Origin of the sequence: Lysobacter antibioticus HS124 (assembly GCF_000336385.2) — a bacterium.
In the GTDB taxonomy this organism is placed as follows: Bacteria; Pseudomonadota; Gammaproteobacteria; order Xanthomonadales; family Xanthomonadaceae; genus Lysobacter; species Lysobacter firmicutimachus.
The window spans coordinates 16,545-37,839 of the sequence record NZ_HG424443.1; the positions used below are offsets into that span (position 1 = coordinate 16,545).

19 protein-coding genes are annotated in these 21,295 nt (G+C 70.8%); 4 read left to right on the top strand and 15 right to left on the bottom strand.

Annotated features, from left to right (window positions below):
- Positions 1-39 precede the first annotated feature (39 nt).
- The gene (locus tag TX83_RS00780; protein ID WP_064746006.1) at positions 40-3,504 is read right to left on the bottom strand and encodes a PAS domain-containing hybrid sensor histidine kinase/response regulator; all 3,465 of its coding nucleotides are present in this window, start codon (positions 3,502-3,504) and stop codon (positions 40-42) included.
- A gap of 737 nt (positions 3,505-4,241) precedes the next feature.
- On the opposite strand from TX83_RS00780, the gene TX83_RS00785 reads away from it, so the two are divergent.
- Both TX83_RS00785 and TX83_RS00790 read left to right on the top strand, forming a co-directional pair.
- On the top strand, positions 4,242-5,501 hold the full coding sequence (locus TX83_RS00785) for a trypsin-like serine peptidase (RefSeq protein WP_064746007.1): 1,260 nt from the start codon (positions 4,242-4,244) through the stop codon (positions 5,499-5,501).
- A 376-nt stretch (positions 5,502-5,877) separates the two neighbouring features.
- Entirely contained in the window at positions 5,878-7,113 is a 1,236-nt protein-coding gene (locus TX83_RS00790) for a trypsin-like serine peptidase (protein WP_064746008.1), read from the top strand.
- A gap of 461 nt (positions 7,114-7,574) precedes the next feature.
- On the opposite strand, the gene rpmG is transcribed toward TX83_RS00790, so the two are convergent.
- The 11 genes from rpmG to TX83_RS00845 form a co-directional block, all read right to left on the bottom strand.
- On the bottom strand, positions 7,575-7,739 hold the full coding sequence (gene rpmG, locus TX83_RS00795; protein WP_064746009.1) for a 50S ribosomal protein L33: 165 nt from the start codon (positions 7,737-7,739) through the stop codon (positions 7,575-7,577).
- A gap of 13 nt (positions 7,740-7,752) precedes the next feature.
- Positions 7,753-7,989, bottom strand: a complete 237-nt coding sequence (gene rpmB / locus TX83_RS00800; RefSeq protein ID WP_064746010.1) for a 50S ribosomal protein L28 — start codon at positions 7,987-7,989, stop codon at positions 7,753-7,755.
- A gap of 470 nt (positions 7,990-8,459) precedes the next feature.
- Entirely contained in the window at positions 8,460-8,795 is a 336-nt protein-coding gene (locus TX83_RS00805; protein WP_064746011.1) for a lipid-A-disaccharide synthase N-terminal domain-containing protein, read from the bottom strand.
- Between the two features lie 10 nt (positions 8,796-8,805).
- Positions 8,806-9,546, bottom strand: a complete 741-nt coding sequence (locus TX83_RS00810) for a glycosyltransferase family 2 protein (RefSeq protein ID WP_064746012.1) — start codon at positions 9,544-9,546, stop codon at positions 8,806-8,808.
- A gap of 192 nt (positions 9,547-9,738) precedes the next feature.
- Positions 9,739-10,704, bottom strand: a complete 966-nt coding sequence (locus tag TX83_RS00815) for an NAD-dependent epimerase/dehydratase family protein (RefSeq protein WP_064746013.1) — start codon at positions 10,702-10,704, stop codon at positions 9,739-9,741.
- Between the two features lie 141 nt (positions 10,705-10,845).
- A complete protein-coding gene (locus tag TX83_RS00820; RefSeq protein WP_064746014.1) occupies positions 10,846-11,280 on the bottom strand; it encodes a hypothetical protein in 435 nt (144 codons plus the stop codon).
- A gap of 175 nt (positions 11,281-11,455) precedes the next feature.
- Positions 11,456-11,653 carry a hypothetical protein gene (locus tag TX83_RS00825; protein ID WP_064746015.1) on the bottom strand — a complete coding sequence of 66 codons (198 nt, stop codon included), beginning with the start codon at positions 11,651-11,653 and terminating at the stop codon, positions 11,456-11,458.
- Between the two features lie 263 nt (positions 11,654-11,916).
- Positions 11,917-12,828: a ParB/RepB/Spo0J family partition protein gene (locus tag TX83_RS00830; protein WP_064746016.1), complete on the bottom strand. Its 912-nt coding sequence runs from the start codon at positions 12,826-12,828 to the stop codon at positions 11,917-11,919.
- Positions 12,825-13,643, bottom strand: a complete 819-nt coding sequence (locus TX83_RS00835; protein WP_064746017.1) for a ParA family protein — start codon at positions 13,641-13,643, stop codon at positions 12,825-12,827. Before TX83_RS00835 ends, TX83_RS00830 begins: the two co-directional genes overlap by 4 nt.
- A gap of 71 nt (positions 13,644-13,714) precedes the next feature.
- A complete protein-coding gene (gene rsmG, locus TX83_RS00840; RefSeq protein WP_064746018.1) occupies positions 13,715-14,428 on the bottom strand; it encodes a 16S rRNA (guanine(527)-N(7))-methyltransferase RsmG in 714 nt (237 codons plus the stop codon).
- A 50-nt stretch (positions 14,429-14,478) separates the two neighbouring features.
- Positions 14,479-15,075 carry a 4'-phosphopantetheinyl transferase family protein gene (locus TX83_RS00845; protein WP_064746019.1) on the bottom strand — a complete coding sequence of 199 codons (597 nt, stop codon included), beginning with the start codon at positions 15,073-15,075 and terminating at the stop codon, positions 14,479-14,481.
- 170 nt (positions 15,076-15,245) lie between these two features.
- On the opposite strand from TX83_RS00845, the gene TX83_RS00850 reads away from it, so the two are divergent.
- The gene (locus tag TX83_RS00850; RefSeq protein ID WP_079247969.1) at positions 15,246-16,634 is read left to right on the top strand and encodes an AMP-binding protein; all 1,389 of its coding nucleotides are present in this window, start codon (positions 15,246-15,248) and stop codon (positions 16,632-16,634) included.
- Between the two features lie 492 nt (positions 16,635-17,126).
- Positions 17,127-17,402, top strand: a complete 276-nt coding sequence (locus tag TX83_RS00855; protein WP_064746020.1) for a GlsB/YeaQ/YmgE family stress response membrane protein — start codon at positions 17,127-17,129, stop codon at positions 17,400-17,402.
- Between the two features lie 152 nt (positions 17,403-17,554).
- Here the strand turns inward: TX83_RS00855 and xth are convergent, their stop codons facing one another.
- The 3 genes from xth to TX83_RS00870 all read right to left on the bottom strand — a co-directional run bounded on the left by xth (position 17,555) and on the right by TX83_RS00870 (position 21,105).
- Positions 17,555-18,328: an exodeoxyribonuclease III gene (gene xth, locus TX83_RS00860; protein WP_064746021.1), complete on the bottom strand. Its 774-nt coding sequence runs from the start codon at positions 18,326-18,328 to the stop codon at positions 17,555-17,557.
- Between the two features lie 16 nt (positions 18,329-18,344).
- Positions 18,345-19,592 (bottom strand): hypothetical protein, encoded by a 1,248-nt coding sequence (locus tag TX83_RS00865; protein WP_064746022.1) that lies wholly within the window; start codon positions 19,590-19,592, stop codon positions 18,345-18,347.
- An 82-nt stretch (positions 19,593-19,674) separates the two neighbouring features.
- A complete protein-coding gene (locus tag TX83_RS00870; protein ID WP_064746023.1) occupies positions 19,675-21,105 on the bottom strand; it encodes a coniferyl aldehyde dehydrogenase in 1,431 nt (476 codons plus the stop codon).
- Positions 21,106-21,295 lie beyond the last annotated feature (190 nt).

Genomic DNA, 21,295 nt, shown 5'->3' on the forward strand with positions numbered 1-21,295 from the left:
TTTCCGCGATGCACCGGCCATGGGCGCCCGCGGCCCGGCTCAGTTCAGCGCCTGCCGCTGCGCCGCCAGAAACGCGCGCAGCGAGGCCGGCTTGATCGGTTTGGTCAGCACCCGGCAGCCGCGTTCGCGCGCGGCGTGCTTGAGCGCATCGCTGCCGTCGCCGGTGAGCAGCGCCGCCGGCAGGACGAAGCCGAGGCGCTCGCGCAGGGCGTCGATCGTAGCTAGGCCATCGAGGCGGTCATGCAGGTGGTAGTCGACCAGCGCCACGTCGGGCGCCTGGTCGAGCAGGGCCAAGGCGTCGTCGACGGTGGCGGCGAGCAAGGCGGTCGCGCCCCAGCGGTCGAGCAGGGCGCGCATGCCGTCGAGGATTTCGCGGTCGTTGTCGATGCACAGCACGCGCAGGCCGGCGAGCGAATCGCCCAGGGCGGTGTGGGCATTGCCGGCGGCGGCCGCGGCGCGCGGCGCCTGGCCGCAGGGCACGGCGATCGAGAACACGCTGCCGCGGCCGATCTGCGAGCGTACCCGCAGCGGATGGTCGAGCGTGCGGGCGATGCGCTGGCAGATCGACAAGCCCAGGCCGAGACCGCGTTCGCCGCCGCCGCCGGGCTGATCGAAGCGGCGGAACTCGTCGAAGATCTGCTCCAGGTGGTGCTCGGGAATGCCGGGGCCGGTGTCCCAGACCTGCAGTTCGACGTAGCCCGGTTGCGCCGGGTCGGAGCTGGGCCGTGCGCGCGCCGCCATCAGCACGCCGCCCTCGCGGGTGTAGCGCAAGGCGTTGGCGAGGAAGTTCTGCAGCGCGCGGCGCAGCAGGCGGCGGTCGCTGCGCACCGGCATCGAGTCCTGGGCGGTGCGAACGCGCAGCTCCAGGCCGCGGCCGGCGGCGCTGGGCGCGTACTGGGCGGCGAGTTCGCGCAGCAGTTCGCCGGCCTCGAAGTCGCTGAGTTCCGGGCGCAGCGCGCCGGCGTCCAGGCGCGAGATGTCGAGCAGGCCGTCGAGCAGGTCTTCGGCGGCGCGCAGCGACGCGTCGACGCGTTCGGCCAGTCGTCGCTGCTCGTCGGGGTCGGCGCTCTCGCGCAGGGCGGTGGTGAACAGGCGCGCGGCATTGAGCGGCTGCAACACGTCGTGGCTGACCGCGGCCAGGAAGCGGGTCTTGGACTGCTGCGCCGATTCGGCTTCCTGGGTGCGTTGCTCGACGCGTTGCTCCAGGGTTTCGTTGGCTTCGCGCAGAGCCTGCTCGGCGCGTTTGTAATCGGTGACGTCGCTGTAGCTGGTCACGTAGCCGCCGCCGACCAGCGGGCGGCCCACCATTTCGATCACCTGGCCGCTGGCGCGCACGCGTTCGAACACGTGCGGCGCGCCGGCGCGCAGGTGGGCGAGGCGGCGCCGCACCTGCTCGTCGATGTCGCCGGGACCGAGTTCGCCGCGTTCGGCGTTCCAGCGGATCAGGTCGCTGACCGGACGGCCGACGTAAAGCATGCCGTCGGGGTAGTCGAGCAGTTCCTGATAGCGCCGGTTCCAGGCCACCAGGCGCATCTCCGGGTCGACCACGCTGACGCCCTGGCTGATGTTTTCCAGGGTGGTCGACAACACCTGCCGATTGAAGCGCAGCTCCTGGTTGGCCTCGTCGAGCAGGGCGACGACTTCGCCCAGCTCCATACCCGAACCGCGCAGCGCGCTGGTCAGGGTCAGGCGCGCCGAGGCGGCGCCGATCGCCGCGGCCAGCAGGCGCTCGGTGAACTGGGCCAGGGCGCGGTCGGCCAATTGTTCGGGCTGCCAGGGGCGGCCCTGTTGCTGGGCGTAGTCCTCGAACGCGCGGCGCGCATGGCGTTCGCCGACGATGCGCTCGGCCAGCGCCAGCAGATCGCCGCTGCGCACGCTGCCGGCCCAGCCGCCGGGGCCGAGCGCCGGACGCCGCACGTACGGGTCGAGGAACGAGGCGGCCAGCAGCTGCTCCTGCAGCCGCGGCCGCTGCCGCGCGGACACGAACAGGAACGCGCCGATATTGGACAGCAGCGACCAGAACGTGCCGTGGGTCAGGCCGTCCCAGCCGACCAGGCCGAACAACTGCTCCGGCCGCAGCCAGCCGATGCCGAGCGGACCGGTGGCGAGCCAGTCGCCGCCGATCCAGCCGCCGCGCGCCAGCGCCGGCAGCAGCAGGGTGTAGCTCCACACCGTCGCGCCGGCGATCAGGCCGGCCAGCGCGCCGGCGCGGCTGGCGCCGCGCCAGTACAAGCCGCCGATCAGCGCCGGTGCGAACTGGGCGACCGCGGCGAAGGCGAGCAGGCCGTGCTGGGCCAGGCCGTTGGCGCCGAGCGAGCCGCGGTGATAGGCATAGGCCATCAGCGCCAGCACGACGATGGTGAGGCGGCGCACCCACAGCACCTGGCGATCGAGTCCGGCGCTGTCGCGCAACGCGCCGCTGCGCAGCAGCAAGGGCACGATCAGGTCGTTGCTGACCATGGTCGACAGCGCCACGCTGGAGACGATGACCATGCCGGTCGCGGCCGAGAAACCGCCGATGTACACCGCCAGCGCCAGCGCCTGGCGATCGAGCTGCAGCGGCAGCGCCAGCACGTAGGTGTCGGGCGAAACGCCGCTGGAGGCCAGCAGCGATTCGCCGGTCAGGGTGATCGGCACCACCAGCAGGGTGATCAGCAACAGGTAGCCGCCGAACAGCCAGCGTGCCGGGCGCAGATCGTTGGGGTCCTGGCATTCGACCACGGCGACATGGAACTGGCGCGGCAGGCAGACGATCGCGGTGAAGGCGAGCAGGGTCTGGGTGACGAAGCCGGCCGGCAGCCCGGGCTGGATCACGATGTGCGCGGCATCGCCGATGCGCTGGGCGAGGCTGCCGTCGCCGGGCAGGTGGATCAGCGCGAACACGCCGATGGCGATGAAGGCCAGCAGCTTGACCAGCGACTCCAGCGCCACCGCCAGGACCATGCCGTGGTGGTGCTCGGTGGCGTCGATGCGGCGAGTGCCGAACAGGATCGCGAACACCGCCAGCATCATCGCCACGTAGAACGCCGGATCGGCGAGCAGGCCGCGGTCGGCCGGCACGCCGGCCAGCACTTCCACGCTCATCGCCACCGCCTTGAACTGCAGCGCCACGTAGGGCACCGCCGCGGTCAGTGCGACCGTCGCGACCAGCGCCGCCAGGCCGGGCGCGCGGCCGTAGCGCGAGGACAGGAAGTCGGCGATGGAGACGATGCGGTGTTCGCCGGAGATCAGCACCAGGCGTTCGAGAATGCGCCAGCCGAAGGCCAGCATCAGCAGCGGGCCGAGGTAGATCGGCAGGAACCCCAGGCCGGTGCGCGCGGCGGTGCCGACCGCGCCGTAGAAGGTCCACGAGGAGCAGTACACCGCCAGCGCCAGCGAGTACACGGCGGTGCGCAGCCAGCGCGCGCGCGGCGTGCGTTCGCGCTGATCGCCGTAATAGGCGACCGCGAACAGCAGGCCGACGTAGCCGGCCGATACCAGCAGCAGGATCCAGCCTGGGATCAAGGGCGCGGCGTCGGGTGGATGATGCGGTCGAGTTTACGGCCTCGGCGGCGGCTACGGACCGCGGCGGGCCTGCGACTTGGGCCGGGCGGTTCGCAGGAACGGCGGCAGCCGGGTTCGCCGCGGTCGTGGGCCGATTCAGGGCGCCACTCGAGCCGTCGTGTCGGCGTGGGCCGGAGCGCTCGAACGACCTTCAGGCCGTCGCGTCCGCGCAGGCGGGTCTCCGCAGACTCCGGCGCGATGCCCGGCGCGATGCTGGGTGAAGCCCCGGACTCCCGTTTTCATGGGGAAGACGAGAGGAGGCTTTCGTGGACATGACGACAGGCGAGGTGGCGCGGTGGTTTGCGTGCGGGCCGCGTCGGCGCGCCCTGGAGGGCGCATGCACGAGGCGCCGGAGCGCCACCGAGCCGCGCATTGCTGTCCTGCCGCATCGTGGGATGCCGCGCGCGCAACGTCCTGAACGTTGTCCACCCTCGCCACAGTCGGGTTGAGCCGTCTATCAAGGTTCCGCGCTGCGTCCGCGCTCCCGCGCCGCGGAGCCTACCGCGATCACGGTTTGCCGCGTCCGCATTTGCCAAGGTCGCCCGCGCACGGCCGGGCCAGGCCGTGCGCCATCCCAGTCACCCCCGGCGCAGCAACCGCCACGCCTGTCCGCCGCCCGTTGCCGGCGCGGCGGACCGGCGCGCGTCCGCACGCTTCCCTGTTGCCTTCGCGCCACCACGCCACAGGAGGATTCGCGAATGAACCACGGACTGCAGAACCCGCCCGTTTCCAAGTTGCTCGCTGCCAAGTCGCTGGCTCCCGCGGTGCTCGCCGCGGCCTTGGGCCTGGCGCTGCCCGCCGCGGCGCAGACCGCGCCCGCGCCGCTCAAGATCGCCGACGTGCGCGCGGTCGACCTGCAGTTGGGCGCGCAGCCCGGCCGCGTGGGCCGCGCCGGTGTCGATGCGGGCGCCAAGGCGGTGGAGATCCGCACCCCCGATGCATCCTTCATCAAGGTGCATTTCGAACACTTCTCGCTGCCGGCCGGAGTGACCCTGGAAGTCGCCAGCCCGGACGGGCGCGAGGTGTATCGCTACAGCGCCGACCGCCGCGACGGCCACACCGTCGCCGCCGATCTGGGCGAAGACGGCAAGACCCGCTTCTCGGCGATGTCGATCTCCGGCCCGGTCGCGGTGCTGCGTCTGGTCGGCGCCGCGCGCGAGCCGTGGCGTGCCGATCACGGAATCAAGGTGTCGCGCTATCTGGAAGGCTATCCGGAAGACATGCTGCCGGAGCTGCAGAACGAAGGCTTGCTGAGCACCGACGCCGGCGGCAAGTCGATCTGCGGCACCGACAACAAGCAGGCGGCGGCCTGCTACGTCACCAGCGACCCGTTCGCCTACGCCCGCTCCAAGCCGGTGGCGCGCGCGGTCATGAGCGGCGGCAGCCTGTGCACCGCCTGGCGGGTGGGCGCGCAGAACCGCATGTTCACCAACAACCATTGCATCAGCACCGCCGCCGGCGTGGCCGGCGCCGAATTCTGGTTCAACTACCAGCGCAGCACCTGCACCGGTGCGCAGGCGACGGTGACCAAGGTCGCCGGCGACCAGATGCTCAAGACCAACACCACGCTGGACTACACGCTGTTCACGGTGAAGAACTTCGCCAGCATCTCCGGCTTCGGCTATCTCGGCCTGGACCCGCGCGCGGCGGTGGCCAACGAAGGCCTCTTCATCGCCGGTCATCCGGGCGGGCGGATGAAGGAGCTCAGCATCGCCGACACCCAGAACAGCGGCGGCAAGTGCCGCGCCGATGCGCCCAGCGTCACCGGCAATGCGCCCAACAGCGACGTGGGCTATTACTGCGATACTGAAGGCGGCAGCTCGGGCTCGCCGGTGATCGCGCGCTCCAGCGGCAAGGTGCTGGCGCTGCACCACTTCGGCGGCTGCTTCAACTCCGGCGCGAAGATCTCGCTGATCTGGCCGCAGGTGTCGACCTACTTCGGCGGCGTGATTCCCTGATGCGACGCGGCTGAGCGACGTGCGGCTCCGGCGCCGATATCGGCGCCGGAGCCGTGCGCACGACGGCGTTCCGGGGCGTCCGCGCGCGATCGGTGCCGCGGTTGCGGAAAGCCGCTGGCCTGCGGCGCGGCGACGATCTAGGGCTGCTGCGCTCCGCGACGGCGCCGCACGTTCAGCCGATGCGCACACCCGCGTTGCGCGGTGCGTTCAAGTTCCGGACATCGGCCGACCGAATCTGATGCGGTTCACGTTTATGCGCGCAATCGGCCGCGCCCGGCGCGCCTGTGCGGCGCCGTCGCTGTGCAAGCTCGTGCCCGGCGCATGCGCGACGATCGACGTCGCGCAGTGAGCGCCGGGTCGTCATCAAGGAGACGATATGTCCATCGCAAACCTGCCGTTGTGTACGCTCGGCCTGTTGGTGAGCGCCTGCCTGTCCACCGCATCGGCGTTCGCCGCCGAGCGCCCGGCGCCGCTGCGCGCCGGCGAAACCCGTGCCATCTCCCTCAGTCTGGGGCCGCAACAGGGCCTGTCGAAGTCGGCCTGGTCCAAGCCGGTGCAGATCCGCGCTGCGGACGCGGCCTACATCAAGGTGCATTTCGAGCACTTCGCTTTGCCCGCCGGCGTGACCCTGGAAGTGTCGGACCCGCAACGCCGCGAGGTGTACCGTTATAGCCAAGGCGACCTGGGCCGGCACACCGTCGATGCGAGCCTGGGCGAAGACGGCAAGACCCGTTTCGGCGCGATGTCGGTCGCCGGCGACACCGCGGTGCTGCGCCTGGTCGGAACGCCGACCGAACCGTGGGCGCCGCATCACGGCGTGCGCATCAGCCGTTACGACGAAGGCTTTCCGCAGCCGCTGATGGGCGAGTTGGGCGAGGCCGGCCTGCTCGGCGGCGATGCATCGTCGAAGTCGATCTGCGGGGCCAAGGACAGCCGCCCGGTGGCCTGCTACGCCGCCACCGATGCGACGGCGGTCGCGCGCTCCAAGCCGGTCGCATTGATCCTGCTCAACGGCACCAAATGGTGCACCGCCTGGCGCGTCGGCGCGGGCAATCGCGTCTTCACCAACAACCACTGCCTCGACAGCGCCGCGGATGTGGCCGCGTCCGAGTACTGGTTCAACTACCAGGCCACCACCTGCGCCGGCACCGCCAGCGGCGCGGTGACCAAGGTCGCCGGCGACCAGATGCTCAAGACCGACCAAACCCTGGACTACACCCTGCTGACGGTGAAGAACGCTGCCGCCATCTCCGGCTTCGGCTATCTCAGCCTGGACGTGCGCAAGCCGGTGGTCGGCGAAGAGATGTACATCAGCGGCCATCCGGCGACGCGCATGAAAGAGCTGTCGGTGGTCAGCGATCGCGACGGCGGGGGCCGTTGCAAGATCATCGATGCCGATGCGGACGGCTACGGCACCGATACCGATGCCGGTTACTACTGCGACACCGAGGGCGGCAATTCCGGTTCGCCGGTGTTGGCGCGCTCTTCGCACAAGGCGGTGGCGCTGCACCACTTCGGCGGCAGCTGCAACCTGCAGGCGCCCAACCGAGGGGTGAAGATGCAATTGATCTGGCCGCAGGTGAAGTCGTTCTTCGGCAACGTGGTGCCTTGATCCGGGGCCGGTCGCGAGGCCGCGGACCGCGCGGCCTCGCGGCGTCGACTCATGGCGCCGGTGGCGGTGGATACCGGTTTTTTATCGGGTGCCGGGACGGGGAAAACCGCGACGCATCCGATTGAACGTCGTCTCCGCGGAAGTGGGCGTCGCTTTACTTCGGCATGAACCCGCGGGGCTTTATCCGGGTATGGCGCTGAAGCCTTTGGATGCCCGCCTGCGCGGACATGGCGGTTTGGAGAGGTGGCGCCGAGTCCGCCCGTCGCCGTTCCCGCGACGCCGGGAGGCCGGAGTGCTATCCAGGCGCGGCTTCGGGGCCTCGATCCTCTCTCCAATCCCGAATCCCGAAAAGAAAAAACCCGCCACGAGGGCGGGTTCTTTCCGAAGGCTCTGGATTCCCGCTCTCGCGGGAATGAGGCGATGGCAGCGGCGTTCGCGCTGGGCGCGAACGCGCCATGGCCTCACTTGATCTTGCCTTCCTTGTAGATCACGTGCTTGCGAACGACGGGGTCGTACTTCTTGACCTCCATCTTGTTCGGGGTGTTCTTCTTGTTCTTGTCGGTCGTGTAGAAATGACCGGTGTTGGCCGTCGAGATCAGGCGGATCTTGTCGCGCTTGGAAGCCATGGTTCAGTCCTCCTCAGATCTTTTCGCCGCGAGCGCGGAGCTCGGCGAGGACGGCGTCGATGCCGTTCTTGTCGATGGTGCGCAGGGCATTGGCGGAAACGCGCAGCTTCACCCAACGGTTCTCACTGGCGACCCAGAAGCGGCGCTCGTGCAGGTTGGGGAGGAAACGGCGGCGGGTCTTGTTCATGGCATGCGAGACGTTGTTGCCAGTCGTCGTTCGCTTGCCCGTTACTTGGCATACGCGGGACATTACGCACCTCGAAAGGAGTCTGTGCTTCCCTTAGCCAGGGAGGCGGCGGCCCCGGCACCGGCATCGAAAGATGCTTGCGCCACGCGATTCGGGCAGGAATCCGCGCTGCACGTGGCGGCCCGGAATCGCGTTTCCGGACCGCCCGGTCGTTCCTGGGAACGGGCCGGACGCAGCGAGCCGCGCATTATGCAGGCAAATCCCTATCCGGACAAGCACTTGGCGGGTCGCCGGCCGAAATGCCCTGCGGTCGCGTGAATCCATGAGATGAAGCGCCCTCCCCGCCGCTAGGAGCGGCGTGAGCCGCGGCCGCCGCAGCGGTGGTCGGCAGCGCGGTCTCCGCGGCCGGATCGTCCACGGCCTGCCACGTCCGATCTTCGGGGCTAAAGCGGTGGCCTCAGTCCTGTTGCGGGTGGTTGCGGCTCACGCCGCTCCTACAAGGGCGCGTCGCACCCGCGCAGGTAGCCGAGGCCTCAGTGGCTGGCCTTGTCGCGGTGCCAACCGCGGTGCTTGATGTCCAGGTACAGGCTGTAGGCGGCGGTGAAGGCCGGGAACAGGTTCTGGATCACCCCGACCGAGTCCTGCTTCTGCGAGAACAGGAAGTAGCTCAGGGTCATGGCGCTGCCGACCAGGCTCATGTACCAGAACAGGCGCGGGATCACCGGCTTGCCCATGCGCTTGCTGGCGACGAACTGGACCAGCCAGCGGCCGCCGAACATCAGCGCGCCGACCAGGCCGATCAGCTTCCACGGCGACATGTGCAGGCCGGTCCAGGCCAGCCATTCGATCGGCGAATTCATGAAGTCCATGGCGGCGCCTTCAGCGTTCGACCACCGCGGTGACCTTGCCGCGGCGGATCAGCCAGGCCACCCCGCGCAGGTCGGCGATGCCGACCAGGGCGCGGTTGAGATTGTTGTACTTGGATACGCCGGCGCCGCGCGGGCGATGGTTGACCGGCACGCTCAGGGTCTTCCAGCCGGCGCGCTGCATCAGCGCCGGCAGGTAGCGGTGCATGTGGTCGAAGTAGGGCAGGTCGAGAAAGGCGGCGCGCTCGAACAGCTTGATGCCGCAGCCGGTGTCGGGGGTGTCGTCGCGCAGCATGCGGCGGCGGATCGCATTGGCCCACTTCGAGGCCCAGCGCTTGCTGCCCGAGTCCTGGCGGTTGACCCGCCAGCCGGCGAACAGCTTCACCTCCGGCGCCGATTCGGCGCGCTTGGCCAGCAGCTTGGGGATGTCGGCCGGATCGTTCTGGCCGTCGCCGTCGAGGGTCGCGATCCAGGCGCCGCGCGCGGCCTTGACCCCGGTGCGCACCGCGGTGCTCTGCCCGCTCTGGGTCACGTGGTGCAGCACCCGCAGCTCGGGCACGCCGGCCTTCAGGGCCTGCAGCGCGGCCAGGGTGCCGTCGCGCGAATGGTCGTCGATGTAGACGATCTCGAAGTCGCCGCCGTCGGAAGGCGCGCGGCCGCGCAGGGCGGTGGTGATCTCCTGGATCAACGGCGCGACGTTGTCCTGCTCGTTGAACACCGGAACGACGACGGACAGCTGGGGCGATTGGGTCATGGCTCGGAAACTCGCGTTGGGCGCTCGGGGCCGGGGCCGTCTACTGCAACGGGAACCGCGGCCGCCGCGGGCCTTTCTTATGGGCCGCCCGCTCCCGCGAGAGAGGGGCGAATCGTACCGGCGCGGTACGTTGCCGCGCCGTGAGGCGGTCCGGCCGGCGGATCCTTCCGCAAACGGGGCCGGACCGCGGGTTCAGGCATTCTCGCCGAAATAGGTCCGGCACCATTCGACCACAAGCGGCAGGCCGCGTTCGATCGCGGTCGCCGGCTCGAAACCGAACGCAGCGTGGGCGCGGGCGGTGTCGGCCATGGTCTCGACCATGTCGCCGGGCTGCATCGGCTTGTACACCTTCTGCGCCGGCTTGCCGGCCGCGGCTTCGATTACGCCGATGAAATGCTCCAGCTCGACCGGGGTGTGGTTGCCGAGGTTGAACACCCGGTGCGGCGGGGTCTCGGCCGGCGGGTGGTCGAGCGCGCCGAGCACGCCGGCGACGATGTCGTCGATGAAGGTGAAGTCGCGGCGCATCTTGCCGTGGTTGAACACCTCGATCGGGCGTCCGGCCAGGACCGCGCGCGAGAACAGCAGCGGCGCCATGTCCGGCCGGCCCCAGGGGCCGTAGACGGTGAAGAAGCGCAGGCCGGTGGCGCGCAGGCCGTACAGCTGGGCGTAGGTGTAGGCCATCAGCTCGTTGGCGGCCTTGGTCGCCGCGTACAGCGAGCGCGGTTTGTCGATGCGCTGGTCTTCCGAGAACGGCGGCACGGCCGAATCGCCGTACACCGAGGACGAGCTGGCATAGGCCAGGTGCTGCACGCCGCGGTGCCGGCACAGCTCGAGCAGGTTGACGAAGCCGACCAGGTTGCTGTCGACGTAGGCGTGCGGATGGCTCAGCGAATAGCGCACCCCGGCCTGGGCGGCGAGGTGGATCACCCGCTCGGGACGGACCTCGTCGAACAGCGCGGCCAGGCCGTCGCGGTCGCCGAGGTCGAGCGCGCGGATATCCACGTCCGGGCACAGCGCGGCGACGCGGTCGCGCTTGAGCTGCGGGTCGTAGTAGTCGTTGTAATTGTCCAGGCCGACGACGGCGCGGCCCTGGGCGCGCAGCGCGCGGCAGACGTTGGCGCCGATGAAGCCGGCTGCGCCGGTGACGAGGATGGTCATGGAAGCTGCGGCGAGAATGGGGAGGGACGGTTTGCAGATTGAGCGAAGCGGCGTCGGAGCCGTGTCGCTGCGCCCGCGGCAGCTTGGCCGCGGGCGCCTGAAGCGCAGTTCACTGCCGATTGCCGCAGTGCGGCGGGCGATTTACTGCGCCGAGATCTGCCGCGCCAGGCCGAAGGCCTCGTCCAGCTGCTCCTGGCTGGCGGCGTCGATCCAGACGTAGACCTTGACCTTGCTCTTGGGCTTCTCGCCCGGCAGGGAGATCACCGTCTCGCGCGAGTAGGGGCGGGCGTTGCCGACGGTGGCCTTCTTGTGCCAGATCACCGCCTGGCTGCCGACCGTGCCCTTCTCGGCGCGCGCCTTCTTGGCCGGCTTGAAGCTGCGCTGGCCCAGGTACACGCCCAGGCCGGTGCCGGTGCCGAGGCTGGACGGCAGTTCGAGGTAGCAGATGGTGTAGTTGGCGCCCTGGCGCTGGCCCCATTTCAGACTTGCATCGTTGAGCTCGGGGCAGGTCCCGTTCGACTGCGCCCAGGCCAGGACCGGTGCCAGCATCAGTGCGGCGGCGGCCATCCATTTCATGTGCATCTCCTTCTCGGTGTCGGGTTCGGGCCGCAGCGGCGACGCGCAAAGCCCGGCCGGAGGAGTCGGGCTGGGCGGGCGGCGAATGCGGAGACGCCAGTTTAGTGGATAACGCCGGCGGTTCCGGCGTCGGGGTCACAAGAAAAGCGGCCGGGACCCAGGCGCGGGGCCCGGCTCAGTCGACGGCGGCTGCGCGGTCTTCGTGCGGGTGCCCAGGATAGAAAGCCAGGTCCAGGCCGATCCCGAGCCGAGCCGCCGCGGCCAGCAGGTCGGGCTCCAGTTCCAGGCCGCAATCGTCGTCGCAGAACAAGCCAATGAAGAACCCGGCGCGGCCGCCTTCCTCGCGCAAGGCCCGCAAGGCCTCGGCATGCAACGAAAGCCGCCGCAGCCATCCGGCCAGGAATTCTTCCAGGGGCTGCCGTCGCGAGTAGCAGGGCTGCGGCCCCGCCGTGAGGTCGGCGCTCCAGCTCGATTCGCGGTAGGCCCCGGGCAGGGCCCGGCCGTTCGGGGTCGCGCGAAGATCGCCGGCGCGGCTGTGCCGACAGATGGCTGGATCGAGCTCGAGACCTTCGGTCCAGGGGCCCAGGTCGGCGTCGGGATGCCGCAGTCGCAGGCTGACCCGGTAGCGGTACGGGTTCAGGCCTCGACCTTGCCGCGCAGCTTTTCCAGCACGCCTTCCAGCGAGTCCAGGTCGGTGTAGTGGATCACCAGGCGGCCCTTGCCGCCGCGGCCGTGGAGCACGTTGACCTTGGCGTTGAGCGATTCCGACAGCTCGCGCTCCAGGGTCAGGATGTCGGCCTGCGGCTTGGCCTTGGCCGGCTTGGGCTTGCCGGCGGTGGGGATCTTGCCGGCGGCGAGCTGCTGCACCCGGTGTTCGACGTCGCGCACCGACCAGCCGGCCTCGGCGGCCTGGCGGGCCAGGGCGATCGCCGCCTGCGGGGCCAGGGTCAGCAGGGCGCGGGCGTGGCCCATCTCCAGGGCGCGGGTCTCGACCAGCACCCGGATCTCGGCCGGCAGTTCCAGCAGGCGCAGCAGGTTGGACACCGCGGCGCGCGAGCGGCCCACGGCCTCGGCGGCCTGAGCGTGGGTCAGGTCGAACTCGTCGATCAGGCGGGTCAGCGCCTGCGCCTCTTCCAGCGGGTTGAGGTCTTCGCGCTGGATGTTCTCGATCAGCGCCATCGCGACCACGGTGCGGTCGTCGACTTCGCGGATCACCACCGGGATCTCGCTCAGCCCGGCCAGGCGCGAGGCGCGCCAGCGGCGTTCGCCGGCGATGATTTCGTAGGTCCTGCCGCCGCGTTCGCCGATCTCGCGCACGACGATCGGCTGGATCACGCCCTGGGCCTTGATCGACTCGGCCAGCTCGGCCAGCTTGTCTTCGTCCCAGTGCTTGCGCGGCTGGTACTTGCCCGCGCTCAGCGAATCCACCGGCAGGTGGCGCAGCAGGTCGCCGGGCTGGGCCTCGACCAGGGTCGGCGCTTCGGCAGCCGCCTTGGGGCCGAGCAGGGCTTCCAGGCCGCGGCCGAGGCCGCGCTTCTTGGCGGTCATGCCACGGTCTCCGCGGTGGCGGCGCGCGCGGCGGCCTTGGCGGCCTGCTCGCGTTCGCGCTGACGGCGCAGCACCTCGCCGGCCAGGCCCATGTAGGCGATGCCGCCGCGGCTGGCCTTGTCGTAGCCGACGATGCTCTGGCCGTGGCTGGGCGCTTCGGCCAGGCGCACGTTGCGCGGCACGATGGTCCGGAACACGCGGTCGCCGAAGTGATTGATCAGTTCGGCCGAGACCGCGTTGGCGAGGTTGTTGCGCACGTCGAACATGGTGCGCAACACGCCTTCGATTTCGAGTGAAGGGTTGAGCCGGGCCTTGAGCGCCTCGATGGTGTCGACCAGCGCGCTCAGGCCTTCCAGGGCGTAGTACTCGCACTGCATCGGCACGATGATCGAATCGGCCGCGGTCAGCGCGTTCAAGGTCAGCAGCGACAGCGCCGGCGGGCAGTCGATGATGATGAAGTCGTAGCGGTCGGCCAGCGGCGCCAGCGCGCGCTTGAGCCGCTGTTCGCGCTCGTCCTCGGCCATCAGCCGGATCTCGGCCGCGGTCAGGTCGATGTTGCCGGGCAGCAGGTCGAACTCTTCCGGGGCGCGCACGATCGCGCTGCCGACCTCGGCTTCGCCGAGCAGGACGTCGCAGACCGAATCCTCGAGCTGGCGCTTGTCGATGCCGCTGCCCATGGTCGCGTTGCCCTGCGGGTCCAGGTCGACCAGCAGCACGCGCTTGGGCGCGCGCGCCAGCGCGGCGGCCAGGTTGACCGCGGTGGTGGTCTTGCCGACCCCGCCTTTCTGATTGGCGACGGCGATGATGCGGGCCATGCGGCTCGTCCCCTGCTGATTCGGTGTGATGACGGGAGACGGCCGGCGCTCGGCGCCGGCCGGACTGGGCATTATGCCCCAGGGCGGGTTGCGGGGTTCGCGGCCGCGGCGCCGGCTTCGGCGGCTTCGCCGCGGCGGCCGATCACCACCATGTGGCGCTCGGCGGCCAGGCCGGGCACGCGCATCGGCTCGACCGCGCGCACTTCCCAGGCCGGCGGCAGGGCGGCGATCTCGTCGTCGGGGCGCACGCCCTTCATCGCCAGCAGCACCCCGCCGGGCTTGAGCAGGTGGCCGCCGAGTTCGAGGATCAGCGGCAGCGTGGCCAGGGCGCGGGCGGTGATCGCGTCGTAGGCGCCGGGTTCGGCGAAGGCCTCGATCCGCGACTCGGCCACACGCGCGTCCTTCAGGCCGAGCTGGCGCAGGGCCTCGCGCATGAACCGGGCTTTCTTGCCGTTGCTCTCGACCAGGGTCACGCGCAGGCCGGGCTTGACGATGGACAGCGGGATACCGGGCAGGCCGGGGCCGGTGCCCAGGTCGGCCAGGGCGCCGCCGCGGCGCGCCAGCGGGTCGACGTAGGCGTGCATGGCCAGCGAATCGAGCAGGTGCTTGGCGACCATCTCCTGCGGGTCGCGGACCGCGGTCAGGTTGTAGGTGCGGTTCCAGCGCGCCAGCAGGGCCAGGTAGTCGAGCAGCGGCGCGGACAGGGCCGGTTCCAGGCCGAGCGCGGACAGGCCGGCTTCGAGCTCGCTGCGCAGCCCGGGCGGCAGAGGGGTGGGGGTCGTCATCGGCGACAGTATCGCCGATGCCCGGCGACGGACGGAAACCCGGGCCGGGGTCAGGCCGGACGCGGGCGCCAGGCCAGCGCGCCCAGATAGCCGGGCGCCGGCTCGATCTCGCGCAGGGTCCAGTCCGGCGCCGCGCCCAGGGCCGGGTCGCACTCGACCAGGCGCAGTCCGCCGGCGCCGTCCTCGAAGCGCAGCTTTTCCAGGCCGAACGACAGGCCGTGGCCGTGCGCCTTGAGCACCGCCTCCTTGGCGCACCACAGGCGCAGGAAGGCGCGGTCGCGGTCGGGGTGATCGCGCAGCCAGTCGGCCTCGGCGACGCTGAAGAAGCGTGCCGCGACCTCCAGCGCGCGCGGCCGGCGATGCAGCCGTTCCAGGTCGACCCCGATCCGGGCCTGCCGCGCCAGCGCCACCAGCAGGCGCTCGCCGCTGTGGCTCCAGTTGCAGTCGTAGCCCTGATGAGGCGGATTCAGGTGCGGGCGCTGGCGCTCGTCGCGGCTCAGGCTCAGGCCCGGGTCGCCGAGCTGCCCGGCCAGCCAGGCCCGCGCTTCGGGTTCGGCGGGTTGGCCGTGACGATGCGCCAGCCAGGTCCAACGCACCGCATGCGGACCGGCTTCGGCATGGACATCGGCGGGAGCGGAGACGGACATGAACGGCGTGCTTTGGCGTCGGCCGGGCCGGTCAGCGTAAGCTAAATGCGGGGAACGGACTCAGCCGGCCGGCGTGGCGCGCGACACGCGCCGTCAGCGCAGGATCAGGCGGGTCCGGGCAAGTTGCAGCGCATGAAGCGGCCTCGGCGGCCGCGGGAAACCACACCAGGATGTCAGCCGTCGTCGATTCCAGCCTCGTTGCGCTCAGCCAGGACGCTGCGCCGCGCGAATGCCAGACGTTCGCTTTCGTCGCCGGCGATGCGGCCTCCGCGCTCGCGTTCGGCCGCGACGGCGCGATCGACCGTGCCCGCTTCCAGGCCGAAGTGCGCGCGCTCGCGGCGAGCCTGCCGGCGGCGCGCCATGCGGTGAACCTGTGCGAAGACCGCTACCGCTTCCTGGTCGCGCTGTGCGCGGTGGCGGTGCGCGGGCAGGTCAACCTGCTGCCTTCCTCGCGCGCGCCGGCGGTGATCGACGACGTGCTCGGCCGCTATCCCGACAGCTATTGCCTCGGCGATCTGGCCCTGGACCCTTTGCCGCCGCGCTACGTCCGCCTCGACGCCGAGTTGGCGCGCGCCGACGCCGCGCCGGCGCTGCAGGCCGATGCCTCGGCGCTGCTGGCGATCGGCTTCACCTCCGGCAGCACCGGCCAGCCCAAGCCCAATCCCAAGACCTGGAGCGCGTTCCGTACCAGCACCGCGCAGAACCTCGCCGCGCTGCACGACCTGCTGCGCGAGGACGGCACCACCTGCGTGGTCGCCACGGTGCCGCCGCAGCACATGTACGGCATGGAGATGTCGGTGCTGCTGCCCTTGCTCGGCCCGGTCGCGGTGCACGCCGGCCGGCCGTTCTTCCCCGACGATGTCGCCCGCGCGCTGGCCGACGCGCCCACGCCGCCGCTGCTGGTGACCACGCCGGTGCATCTGCGCGCGCTGGTCGAGTCCGGCGTGGACCTGCCGCCGCTGGCCGGGGTGGTCTCGGCCACCGCGCCCTTGCCGGTGGAGCTGGCCGTCGCCGCCGAGGCGCGTTACCGCTGCGAAGTGCGCGAGGTGTTCGGTTCCACCGAGACCTGCGTGTTCGCGCGCCGCCGCACCGCGCGCGAAACCGCGTGGACGCCGTTGCCCGGCGTGCGCGTGTCGCCGCAGCCGGACGGCACCGCCGTGCATGCGCCGCACCTGCCCGAGCCGGTGGTGCTGGCCGACCTGATGGAGGTCGACGCCGACGGCCGCTTCGTCCTGCGCGGGCGCAGCGCCGATCTGTTGGAAATCGCCGGCAAGCGCGCCTCGCTCGGCGATCTCACCCGCAAACTGCTGGCGATCGAGGGCGTGCGCGACGGCGCGGTGTTCCAGCTCGACGCCGCCGACGCGTTCGGCGTGCGCCGCATCGCCGCTCTGGTGGTCGCTCCGGATCTGGACGAAGCGACGATCCTGCAGGCGCTGCGGCAAAGCATCGATCCGGTGTTCCTGCCGCGTCCGCTGCGCCGGGTCGCGGCCTTGCCGCGCAACGAGACCGGCAAGCTGCCGCGCAGCGCGTTGGAAGCGATGCTGCACGCCGCCGGTTGAGCGATGCGGCGGCCGGCCGTCGCTTCGCCGATTCGATTCGAGCGGCGCATGTGGCGGATGAGCGGGTGAACATAGCCGTTCAGTGCGGATCATTGGGTGCGTTTCCTGCACCGCGCGCACTTCGCGACCGACGGTCGCAACCGGCCGCCGACCGGCGAGGTCGAGGCGCGAATAGCGCGGTTCGCAAAATCGCCGAGCCAGTCGCGGGCGCGCGGCCGCTTCGTTGCCGCCGACGCTCCCGGGGCGGCGGAAACCCGTCCGCAGGTCGGCCGAAACCGACCGTTCGCGCGGCCCTCGCGAACGGCTGCGCACCGATCTTCACGACGCGAAAACACCTTGTTTTCGCGGTTACTGTGCTTCACGCGACACTGATATCGCTCTGACGCAACCATCACGGTGCGCGATTCAGACTGCGAGCGTCCCCTTTGAAAGGGACGACGGCGGCGCTGCCGCCGCCTCGCGCATCACCCGTGAATCGCTAGGAGAACGCACATGCTCGGTATCATCATTTGGCTGGTCGTAGGCGGTGTCATCGGCTGGATCGCCAGCATGATCATGAGGACCGACGGTCAGCAGGGTATCTTCCTCAACATCATCGTCGGCATCGTCGGCGCGTTCCTCGGCGGTTGGCTGGGCGGCGTGCTCGGCATCGGTTCGGGCACCATCAACAGCGGCGCTTTCAGCCTCTCGGGCCTGTTGCTGTCGCTGGTCGGCGCGGTGGTGCTGCTGGCCATCGTCAATCTGTTCCGCCGCGGTCGCGTGCGCTGACGCGCCGCGTTGCCGCAACGAAAAAAGCCCGGCTTCGGCCGGGCTTTTTCGTTGCGGCGGGGATTGGGGATTAGAGATTCGTCAAAGCAAGAGCGATCTCGCTCTTTCGAATCCCGAAGCTCTAATCCCGGCTTTTTACCAATCCCGAATCCCTAATCCCCGCTCAAAGCCACCCACGCCGGCGCATGATCGCTGGGGCGGTCCCAGGTGCGCGGTTCGCGGTCGATGCCGGAGGCGACGCAGCGGGCGCGCAGGGCGTCGGAGACCAGGTTGAGGTCGATGCGCAGGCCGAGGTTGCGGCGGAAGCCGGCCTGGCGGTAGTCCCACCACGAGAACTGGCCTTCGTCTTGGTTGTGCAGGCGGTAGCCGTCGTGCAGGCCGAGCGCGAACAGGCGGCGCAGCGCGTCGCGTTCGGCGGTCGAGGTCAGGATGTGGTCGTCGTTCCACACCGCCGGGTCGTGGGTGTCGCGCGCTTCCGGGGCGATGTTGAAGTCGCCGAGCACGATCATGTCCGGGTAGCGCTGCAGTTCCTGCTGCAGCCAGGCGTGCACGGCATCGAGCCAGCGCAGCTTGTAGGCGTACTTCTCGGTGCCCACGTCCTGGCCGTTGACCACGTACAGGTTGACGATGCGCAGGCCGCCGACGGTGGCGGCGATGACGCGCTTTTGCTCGTCCTCGAAACCGGGGATGCCGACCTGCACGTCCTCGGCGCTGTCGCGCGAGAGGATGGCCACGCCGTTGTAGGTCTTCTGCCCGGCGAACACGCTGCGATAGCCGGCCTCGGCCAGGGCGGTGTCGGGGAAGCGGTTGTCTTCGAGCTTGGTTTCCTGCAGCGCGACGATGTCCGGCGCGAAGCCGGCCAGCCACTGTTGCAGGTGCGGCAAGCGCACGTTGAGCGAGTTGACGTTCCAGCTGACGATTTTCATGCGGGGCAGTGTAGCGTCAGCGCCGGCCGCTGTCGGCCCGCCCGGCCGCCGGCGCGGCCGGCTTGCCGGACGGGCACAGCGCGGCGCGGATGCGTTCGGCCGCCGCGTTGCGCTCGGCGGTCCCGATCGCGTCCGCCTCGCTGTTGCGCTCGTCGTCGAGGAAGCGGTCGCAGGGCGTCCACGTGCCGCCGTTGCCCGCCGGGTCGGCGCCCGCGGCGCGCAGCGCCTCGACGGTCTCGGCCAGCGCTGCCGGTTGCGGCGCCTGATCCAGGCGCTTGGACAGCCCGTCGGCCTGCGCCGACAGCGCCCGCGCGCCCAGCACCGGATCTTCGCGCAGTTGCGCGGCGATCGCCGGCGCGGCGTCCAGCAGGCGCGCGAGTTGCTGCTTGGATTCCACTGCGCGCAGGGCGGCCAGCGACTGCCCGGGGCCGAAGCCGATACCGGCGTCGAGCCAGGCCTGCAGGCCCGGGCCGCGCCATTGCTGCAGCACGCGTTCGGCCGGGTCGCCGATCCGGCAGTGCTCCGGGTCGGCGTCGTCTTCGAACAGCAGCGGCGCCGCGGCCGTCGCCGTCGGTAAGGTTGCGCGCCACAACTGCGCCCATCGCGCGAAATGCGCGGCGTCGGTTTCGTGTTCGGTCAGTGCGCGCAACACCACCCGCAGCGCGCTTTGCTTGGCTTCGCGGGTGGCCGGTCCGGCGACCACGGCTGCGGCGGCGGTCAACAGCTCCGCGCCGTCCTGGCGCGGTCCGTAAGCCTGTTCGTCGAACCACAGCCAGCGCACGTAGCGGTAGCTGGGGCCGCCGCTGAGCGCGCACAGCGCCTGCGCCGGCGTCGGCTGTTCGGGCAGGGTCGCCAGGCCGGCGCGGATGCGCGCCGGGTCGCCGCCGCGTACGGTCGCCGCGAACGCCTCCAGTCGCGCCTGCTTGGCCTGGAAGTCGCGTTCGCGCAGATCGACGATCGCCTGGCGGCCGAGCAGGGCCAGGGCCAGCGCGGCGATGCCGCCCAGGGCCAAGCCGAGCAGGGCCGGGCCCAGGCGGCGGCCGCGTCCGGCCCAGACCAGCAACGGCAGCGGAGCGAGCGCGGCCACGGCGGCCGCGACCCAGCTGCCCTCGTAGGCCACCCACCCGCTCACGTCGGAGCGATGCAGGCGATAGGCCAGCCAACTCATCCAGACCGCGACGATCGCCGGCCAGGCCGCGAAGGCGATCAGGCCGACGCGGCGCGCGGAAGGCGCGGCGTCCGACGCGGGAGCGGCGTGGGTCATGGGCGAGTTCCTTCTCGATGGGCGATGCGATGCGCCGATCATCATCGCATCGCCGGCACAAGCGGTGCGCCCGCCGTGTCCGCTACTTCGCCAGCCAGCGGATCATCGCGTCGATCTTGCCGCGGTACGGCGGCTTGAGCAGGTCGCTGGCGGCGAGCCGGCGCTGGTGGAACACCGGCAGCAGCTTGCTGAAGGTGTCGAAGCCGTTGCGGCCGTGGATGGCGCCGATGCCGCTCGGGCCGATGCCGCCGAACGGCAGGTCGTGGGCGCCGAAATGCAGCAGGGTGTCGTTGACGGTGACGCCGCCGGCCAGGGTTTGGGCCAGGATCTTGTCGATCTGGGCGCGGTCGTGGCCGAACGGATACAGCGCCAGCGGCCGGTCGAGCGCGTTGATGCGCGCGATCGCCTCGTCCAGGCTGCGGTAGGAAATCACCGGCAGGATCGGGCCGAAGATCTCGTGCTGCATCACCTGCGCCTGCGGGTCGGGTTCGACCACCAGCGCCGGCGGGAACAGCCGCTCGGCCTGGCGCTGCGCCTGCGCCGCCGGATCGGCGAAGGGCTCGATCACCTGCAACCCGCGCTGACGCGCGTCGTCGAGGTAGGAGGCCAGCCGCGCGTACTGGCTGGCGTTGATGATCCGGGTGTAGTCGCGGCTGGCGCCCAGGTCGGCGCCGTAGCGCGCGCGCAGTTGCGCCAGCAGGGCCTGGACCAGTTCGTCGCGGCGCGACGCGTCGACCAGCACGTAATCCACGCCGATGCAGGTCTGGCCGGCGTTGAACCACTTGCCGCTGGCGATGCGCGCGGCGGCGCGCTCGATCGGGTAATCCGGGCACACCAGTGCCGGCGCCTTGCCGCCCAGTTCCAGGGTCACCGGGGTCAGGTTCGGCGCCGCCGCGGCCATGACCTTGCGTCCGACCGCGGTCGAGCCGGTGAACAGCAGATGGTCGAAGGGCAGGGCCGAGAACGCCGCGCCGAGTTCGGCGCCGCCCAGCGCGACCGCGACCCGGTCGTCGGGGAAGACGTCGGCGAGCAGCTCGCGCAGGAACTGCGACGTGCGCGGGGTGTGTTCGGACGGCTTCAGATAGACGTGGTTGCCGGCGGCGATGGCCGAGGCCAGCGGCACCAGGGCCAGGTTCACCGGGTAGTTCCACGGCGACAGGATGCCGACCACGCCGACCGGCTCGGGGCGGATCTCGGCCCGCGCCGGCCAGAAGCGCCAGCCGACCGCGGCCCGGCGCGGCTTCATCCAGCGCCGCAGCTGGGCCAGGGCGTGGTCGATTTCGGCCAACACGATCATCGCTTCGGACAGCAGGTTCTCGTGGCTGGAGCGATGGCCGAAGTCGGCGCGGATGGCCGCGTCCATCTCCGCGCTGCGGGCGCGGAAGGCGTCGCGCAGGCGGATCAGGTCGGCGCGGCGCTGGGCGTAGTCCGGCTTGCGCGCCTGCCAGGCGGTGCGCAGGCGTTCGCGGGTCGCGGCCAGATCGGCGATGGGCGTGTCGGCGAGGATGTCCATACGCGGCAGTGTAGTCGCGTCCGTGGCCGTGGAGCGTGACCGCGGTGGGGCGAGCGAGGCCAGGCGAGGGGGGCGTGGCGGCCGATCTGCGCGCGCCGGTCGCGCACCGGTCCCGGCCCGACGGGGGGCGGACCATGCGACGACCGGGCCGACCCGAGCAAGCCAGAACCGGTGCCGCGGACTACAATGG